This window comes from Flavobacterium sp. (genome assembly GCF_003525665.1).
In the GTDB taxonomy this organism is placed as follows: Bacteria; Bacteroidota; Bacteroidia; order Flavobacteriales; family Flavobacteriaceae; genus Flavobacterium.
Genome location: NZ_DQDX01000015.1, coordinates 1 through 6,976, shown reverse-complemented (window position 1 = coordinate 6,976; position 6,976 = coordinate 1). Strand labels below are relative to the sequence as shown.

Below are 6,976 nucleotides of genomic sequence, written 5' to 3'. Positions count from 1 at the left end.
CACCATACGTAAACGGATTAAGCGGATTTGAATTGATGGCAAATCTTCGTTCGTACGACGACAATGTAAAACCAGGACGTTTTTTACTTACCAAAGGAATGGGAAATTTTGCAATTGTTGCCTCATTAAGACGAAATGTTCCTGTAAAATTGGCATTCAACAATCAAGAACGTCTTGAAAATCTTTGCGTTAGAATTAGTTCACAAATAGAACCAGATACAACTAAATTGCTAGCGACATTTAGAGATCCAAAATTTTTAGAAGAAAATCAATTTACTAAAGACAACGTAATTGCGATGTTTATCCCAAATTCATATGAGTTTTATTGGAACACTTCTGCCGAAAAATTTCGTGATAAAATGCTAAAAGAATACAAGAAATTCTGGACATTAGAACGATTAACTAAAGCTAAAAGATTAGGATTAACTCCAGTTCAAGTAATAACCTTGGCATCAATTGTTCACAAAGAAACCGTTAAAAAAAGCGAACGTCCAGTTGTAGCAAAAGTCTATCTAAATAGATTAGAGCAAGGAATGTTATTGCAAGCCGATCCAACAGTAATTTATGCTGTGAAATCTAGAGACAACGATTTTGAACAAGTGATAAAAAGAGTGCTTTATGCCGATTTAACCATTTCATCTCCATATAATACGTATGTAAATTTGGGATTGCCACCAGGACCAATCGCGATGCCAGATATTGATGCAATTGATGCAGTATTAAGTCCAGATGATAATGATTATATCTATTTCTGTGCAAGCGTTGAAAAATTTGGATACCACGAATTTGCTTCAACTTATGCACAACATCAGGTTAATGCAAAAAAATATGCCGATTGGTTAAATAGCACAGGAACAAATAGATAGTGTTAAAAAGGACTTGCTTTTAAAAAAATAATGTAACTTTGATAAAAATGTATTGTTATGACTGTAATAATTAAGAGTAAAACTTCCAAAGTTGAGGTCGAAAAAATACTATTGAAGTTTACTAAATCAAAATCAAAAAAAACATTAAGAAATGTTTTTGGTAAAAATGTAATTGAAGGTGATGCCATTTCTATTCAAAAAAAGTTAAGAAATGACTGGGATTGATTTTTTACCAGATACTAATTTCTTAATATTTACCTCTCAAGGAAATCCTATAGTTGAACCTTTTCTGGATTACAATATTGGAATTTCGTTCATTTCTGAAATGGAATTATTAGGTGTTTTCAGTATTTCTAAAGTTCAAAAGTCAAATATCCAAAACATTATTAATGAGTGTTTTGTAATTGATATGAATACTGAGATTAAAAAATATGCAATTCAAATAAAGCAGAAATATAAAATTAAATTACCAGATGCAATTATTGCAGCAACTGCAATTCAATACAATATTCCATTTATTACCGCCGATGCAGATTTTAAAGTACTGAAGGAGTTGAATTTAATTTTCCTAGAAAACAATTAACCATGATTAGTCGATTTGGAATAGTATTATTTTTCTTTCTTATAAACACAACGTCAATTTTCTCGCAATCGTCTATTGATTCCTTTTTAAAACCATCCGATTCATTAAACAAGCAACGAAGAAATGGTTTAGTAATTTCAGAAGCTGTTGTGGCAACTGGAGCATTGGTCGCTTTAAACCAGCTTTGGTATGCCGATTATCCAAAATCTGATTTTCATTTTATAAATGATAACGATCAATGGTTGCAAATGGATAAAGTTGGACACGTTTATTCATCGTACCATTTAGGAAGTTTTGGCGCACAAGCTTTAAAATGGAGTGGATGCGATAGAAAAAGTCAGCTTATTTATGGTTCTACTTTAGGATTTGTTTTTCTTTCTGCTGTTGAAGTTTTTGATGGATATTCGTCAGAATGGGGATTTTCTTTAGGAGATTTTGCTGCAAATGCAGGCGGAACTGCTTTGTATGTTTCACAAGAATTGGCTTGGAAAGAACAACGCATTGTTCCGAAATTTTCGTTTCATACTACTAAATATGCTTCGGCACGACCAGAAGTTCTTGGTAGTTCAGTTTCGGAGCAACTTTTTAAAGATTATAATGGTCAAACCTATTGGCTTTCGGCTAATATTCACTCGTTTTTTAAAAATTCCAAAATTCCAAAATGGTTGAACATTGCTGTTGGTTATGGAGGCGAAGGAATTGTTACCGGAAGTGACGATTTAGTGAACCCAATTTTCTTTCCAGAACAGCAAAGAACGCGTCAATTTTACCTAAGTTTCGATGCCGATTTGACAAAAATTAAGACAAATTCTCACATTTTAAAAACTATTTTTTCTGTTTTTAATACAATCAAAATTCCTGCTCCAACCTTTGAAATCAGGTCTTTAGGCGATGCCAAATTTCACTTTTTATACTTTTAGAAAACTTTAACTAGTTGATAATCAATTTTATTTAGAATTAAGTTGTATATTTGCACTGTCAATATCAAGATGGTGACAGCACTTGGAAATAACAATTTATGATAAAAAGATGGGCATATTACACAGGAATCATTCTGATAGTTGGTTTAATTAGTACGGCTTTCAAACCAATAAATTCTCAAAATCAACAATGGTTTTATGTGGATGCAGACGAAGAATTGTTATATCAATTCCCATCCGAAAAAACTTCTGATTACGTTAATCTTTCATTACCTTTTACCGGAAAATTTTTCATTGGATTTAAAGAAGCGCTAGCTTTTAAAGAATCACAAGGAAAATACCATAAAGTAAATTCTTTAGGATATTTAGGAAAATACCAGTTTGGTAAAACTACTCTTGAATCCATCGGAATTAAGGATAGCGCGAATTTTTTAAACAATCCAAAGATGCAAGAAAAAGCATTTGTGGCTTTATTGAAAAAAAATAAATGGGAACTTCGCGAAGAGATTAAAATTTACAGAGGAAAAGTGATCGATGGAGTGCGTATAACAGAATCGGGAATTCTAGCGGCAGCGCATTTAGGTGGCGCAGGTTCGGTTAGAAAGTTCTTAGAATCTAACGGAAAACGAAAAGTTAAAGACAACTACGGAACATCAATTAAAAGTTACATGAAGCAATTTGGCGGCTATGAAACTCATAATATTGTTGCCGATAGCAATCCAAAAGTTAGATAAGCAGATTATAGTTTAAAACAAAAAACATCAGTTAACGCTGATGTTTTTTTTTATTACAATTTATAACTCACACTAAACATAAAAACTCTAGGAAGTATAAATGTTTGTCTGTTGCTAATTATAAAATCAGAGAAAGAATAATCGTTTTTAGAATTTGTATTGAATAAATTATTGGCAAACAATTCAAACCAAAACGGACTGTTTTTCTTTTGATATCGAATAGAAGTATTGGCTACATCAAAATAATTAGACTGATTGTTGTTGTCAGTATTTTTCAAATTTTCATACTCAAATTTATAAGTAAAAAACTTTAAAAAAGTAATTTCTAAATCAGAATTAAAAGCATCTGATTGGTATTTTGAATTTGTAATTCCGTTAAACTGACTAAAACCTTTGTTGTATCCGATGCTAAAATCGGGCCATTTTCTGTAGGCAGTTTTAAAAGTTACTCCAACATTTTGATTGTTTCTATCGTTTGTTGTAGTTACATTATTTACCGTTTGAACATAATTAAACCATCCTAAATTTGAATCTAATTTCAAATTAAAACGATAGATTTTTTTACTTATCGAACCCATAAATCGCCAATTGGTTTCTGGATTATCGGTTAAAATTGGAGTATTGAATTGATTAATTCCTGTAATTTGAATTTCATTTCTAGTAGTTTTTACCTTTTTATTGTAGCTCAACATTCCGTTAATCATTACACCGCGATACATATTCATTTTAGAATAGCGCAAGTTTGCCGAATGAAAACGCTCGTTTTGCAACAACGCATTTCCTTTAAAAACCGAGTTGTAATTTTGCAGTGTAAATTGATTTGCAAGCTGACTTACTTCTGGAAAAGTGTTGGCTAAACGATAAGCAAAATTTAAATTTTCCGATTTATTGAACTCGTAATCGCTATTAAATTGCGGTTGAAAAAGTGTTTTAGAAATAGTGTAATCAGTTCCTGATTGATTGGTTTTTAGATGATAATTGTGCAAATACAATCCGGGTTTGTTAGTCCATTTTCCTATTTTGAATTTGTATTCTAATCCGATGTAAGCGTCGTTTAAATTGTATTTTACGCTATTTCCAAAATTAGCATCCGAAAAATCATTGATAGAACCATCCGTTAAAATTTGCTTTTCTGAGGTATCAAATCTTGAGCTTCCATAATTGTTTCCAATATTGGTGTACAAATGGTTGAAGTTATTTATAATCCAATAATGTTTAAACAACGCATCAATACTGTTGTTTTGTACTTTCTTAATTTGCTCAATGGTGTAATTGGTATCACTTTCTAACGGAATTAATCCTGCTAAAAATGGCGCATCTGTAAACCAATGATTTTGTGGCGTGTTTTTTTCAAACGCATGATTTACTACAAGCGTAGTGGTGTGTTTGTCGTTATGGCTTTTGTGCCATTCTATATATTGTTTTACAGAGTTATTATCGGCAGTGCTAATGGTTTCAAATGTATTTGAATTCAAATTAGTAGCCGAATTTATAGTATTGAAAATGTCATTTGTACTCGACTGGTATTGTGCGTTGTAATACCATTTTTCGTTTTTATTGGGCGAATAATCGAGTTTTACATTTCCAATTCCGAGTAAGGTTTTATTGTTGTCGTTTTGAGATTTATTTTCGAATGCTATTTCGGCGTTTTGCAAGTATTCATTTCTAGTTTCTATTTGCGATGCCATAAACACTTTAGAGAATATCCCGAAACCAGAAATAACAAGTTTGGACGAAGCATCAAAACTAAAATTTAAGGCACCAAATTGTGATTTATTCTCCACGACATCGGTATTATCATTGGTGTAAGAATACAAATTAGTAAACGATTTTCTACCCGATAAAAAACTACTTACGCCACCTTGAAAACGCATTAAATCTTCAAAGGTAAACGTACTTTTGCCAATGTTATTAATGTCACCAATAAAGCTTACGTTGGTTTTTGGAGCATAATAAAACAACCCAGCATGCGCTAAATTGTAGCCGTTATCGTTGGCAACTTCCACGCCAGCTTCTACATCTCCAAAAACAAATTTCTTTTTATTTTCTTTCAGTTTTACATTCATTGCCAAGTCTTCACTGTCGGAAACTTGTTTCATAAAACCTACTTCGTTAAAGTGATCTATTACCTCAATTTTATCTAAAGCATCGGCAGGAATATTTTCTACAGCCAGTTTAGAACCGCCACCAAAAAACGATTTACCTTCAACTAACATTTTAGTTACTTTTTTACCTTGAACCGTTACGTTGCCTTTTTTATCTACTTCTACACCAGGTAATTTTTCAAGAATTTCTTTCATCTTGCGTTCGTTGCCATTAGCAAAAGCTTTTATATCATAGGTTAACGTATCTTTTTTAATAACGATGGGTTTGTACTCATGCTTAATTACAATTTCTTTGAGTACTTCGCCAGTTGGTTTGAGTTTGAAATCGTAGGTTTTTAGAGAAGAATTGGGTTCTAGAATAAGTACTTCTTCGGTGTAACCAATGTAAGAAACAGTGATTTCATATTTTACATTAGTTTCCAATTCAAGACGGTAACGACCTTTATTATCTGCAATTGCAAATTTTAAAGTAGCTTTTTCTTGTAATGGTTTGGCAATGATATTGGCTGACTCAAGTGGTTTGTTGATATCGTCAGAGATAACGCCTGTTAAGGTTTGGGATTGGGATAATAAAGAAAAGAATAATACAAAGGCTAAAATAAATTTCATTATCGATTGTTTAACATTTCTTGTAATTTTGCTTTTGTAATTGCTGAATTTTCTTGTTCTGTAATAACTTTACCTTTTGGAAAATCTATAGTAATTTCTTCCTTTTTAAAATTAATTTCACTAGCGACATAGGTTCTATTTCCAATACTTAATTCTAAAACCAAACCTGGTAAACCATTAAATTTTTCTGGCGCATAGTTAACAGGTATTTTTGGACAATACCATGCAACTATATCATTTTTAGCAATACCATTCATACTCGTAAAAATATCAACCGAAGTTGCTTTATAGCAAGTATAACCACTTATATCTTTAGTTTCTGATGTTAAACTCCAAGTCATAGAATCCTTAAGTTTAACCTGAGAATTATCACTGCTTCTGATAAAATATTTTTCTTTATTACTATAATAATACACTTCACTTCCAAAAACACTTTTTGCCATCATCAAACCTACATTAGCATCATCTTTCTCTAACTTATCAACAATGCTGAATTTAGAATATTTAGAGTTATATTCTAACTTGAATTCTAATTTATTTATAGCTTTAGTCATATCCATCGCTATTTTAAAAGCATCAGCATCGAATTTAGTAGAATCTACTTCACTTATTGCTTGAATTTGTTTATAAGTTATTATTCCTGATTTATTTTGTGAAAATAATAAAGATGATATAAAAAAGAGCACTATATATGTATATTTCATATTTTTATTTTTAAAAAAGGATGCCGCATTTTACATACTACATCCTTTTTATTAATAATTAAACATTAATTAGATTTTTCACACTTGTAGATTGCAGTTTGAATAATATTACTAGTTTGAATATCATTATAAGTTTGTGAACCGTTTAATGTTTCCATAACATCCAACACAAACAAAGCAAGAGCTACGCAATCCTTTTTAACAACTACTTCTTTTTCAACTACTATTTCTTTTTTCTCAATGTTGTTTACAACAACTTCTTCATCAGCAATTGTATTTGCCATTGATGCACTACTAAACGCTATCATTGCGATAGCTGTAAAAAATACTTTTTTCATTTTTTTAAATTTTAAAATTAATAAAAATTGGTTGGTTATCCATTGTAAAATTGAAAAAAAAAAATATGGTTTTCGCAAAATTTTTCATAAAATTAACAAAAATTTAACAAGTTATGT

Annotated in this window: 8 protein-coding genes; 5 read left to right on the top strand and 3 right to left on the bottom strand. The window is 30.9% G+C overall.

Going from position 1 to position 6,976, the window contains the following annotated elements; all coding sequences use genetic code 11:
- The 5 genes from mltG to DIU01_RS00880 form a co-directional block, all read left to right on the top strand.
- Window positions 1-866 (top strand): endolytic transglycosylase MltG (gene mltG, locus DIU01_RS00900; RefSeq protein WP_290831386.1); only part of this gene is annotated, 866 nt, incomplete at its 5' end.
- A gap of 57 nt (window positions 867-923) precedes the next feature.
- Window positions 924-1,091: a hypothetical protein gene (locus DIU01_RS00895; protein ID WP_290831385.1), complete on the top strand. Its 168-nt coding sequence runs from the start codon at window positions 924-926 to the stop codon at window positions 1,089-1,091.
- Window positions 1,078-1,449 carry a PIN domain-containing protein gene (locus DIU01_RS00890; protein WP_290831384.1) on the top strand — a complete coding sequence of 124 codons (372 nt, stop codon included), beginning with the start codon at window positions 1,078-1,080 and terminating at the stop codon, window positions 1,447-1,449. Before DIU01_RS00895 ends, DIU01_RS00890 begins: the two co-directional genes overlap by 14 nt.
- Before the next feature lie 2 nt (window positions 1,450-1,451).
- Entirely contained in the window at window positions 1,452-2,369 is a 918-nt protein-coding gene (locus DIU01_RS00885; protein WP_290831383.1) for a DUF2279 domain-containing protein, read from the top strand.
- A 98-nt stretch (window positions 2,370-2,467) separates the two neighbouring features.
- Window positions 2,468-3,103 (top strand): peptidoglycan-binding protein LysM, encoded by a 636-nt coding sequence (locus DIU01_RS00880; RefSeq protein ID WP_290831382.1) that lies wholly within the window; start codon window positions 2,468-2,470, stop codon window positions 3,101-3,103.
- Between the two features lie 53 nt (window positions 3,104-3,156).
- Here DIU01_RS00880 and DIU01_RS00875 read toward each other — a convergent pair whose 3' ends face one another.
- From DIU01_RS00875 to DIU01_RS00865, 3 genes are all read right to left on the bottom strand, one after another.
- Entirely contained in the window at window positions 3,157-5,817 is a 2,661-nt protein-coding gene (locus tag DIU01_RS00875; RefSeq protein WP_290831381.1) for a carboxypeptidase-like regulatory domain-containing protein, read from the bottom strand.
- On the bottom strand, window positions 5,817-6,521 hold the full coding sequence (locus DIU01_RS00870; protein WP_290831380.1) for a GLPGLI family protein: 705 nt from the start codon (window positions 6,519-6,521) through the stop codon (window positions 5,817-5,819). The genes DIU01_RS00875 and DIU01_RS00870 overlap by 1 nt, the downstream gene beginning before the upstream one ends.
- Window positions 6,522-6,586: 65 nt before the next feature.
- Window positions 6,587-6,859 (bottom strand): hypothetical protein, encoded by a 273-nt coding sequence (locus DIU01_RS00865; RefSeq protein WP_290831379.1) that lies wholly within the window; start codon window positions 6,857-6,859, stop codon window positions 6,587-6,589.
- Window positions 6,860-6,976 lie beyond the last annotated feature (117 nt).

Coding starts and splice junctions, on each gene's coding strand:
- DIU01_RS00870 (WP_290831380.1), bottom strand. CDS start 6,521: ATGAAATATACATATATAGTGCTCTTTTTTATATCATCTTTATTATTT.
- DIU01_RS00885 (WP_290831383.1), top strand. CDS start 1,452: ATGATTAGTCGATTTGGAATAGTATTATTTTTCTTTCTTATAAACACA.
- DIU01_RS00875 (WP_290831381.1), bottom strand. CDS start 5,817: ATGAAATTTATTTTAGCCTTTGTATTATTCTTTTCTTTATTATCCCAA.
- DIU01_RS00880 (WP_290831382.1), top strand. CDS start 2,468: ATGATAAAAAGATGGGCATATTACACAGGAATCATTCTGATAGTTGGT.
- DIU01_RS00890 (WP_290831384.1), top strand. CDS start 1,078: ATGACTGGGATTGATTTTTTACCAGATACTAATTTCTTAATATTTACC.
- DIU01_RS00895 (WP_290831385.1), top strand. CDS start 924: ATGACTGTAATAATTAAGAGTAAAACTTCCAAAGTTGAGGTCGAAAAA.
- DIU01_RS00865 (WP_290831379.1), bottom strand. CDS start 6,859: ATGAAAAAAGTATTTTTTACAGCTATCGCAATGATAGCGTTTAGTAGT.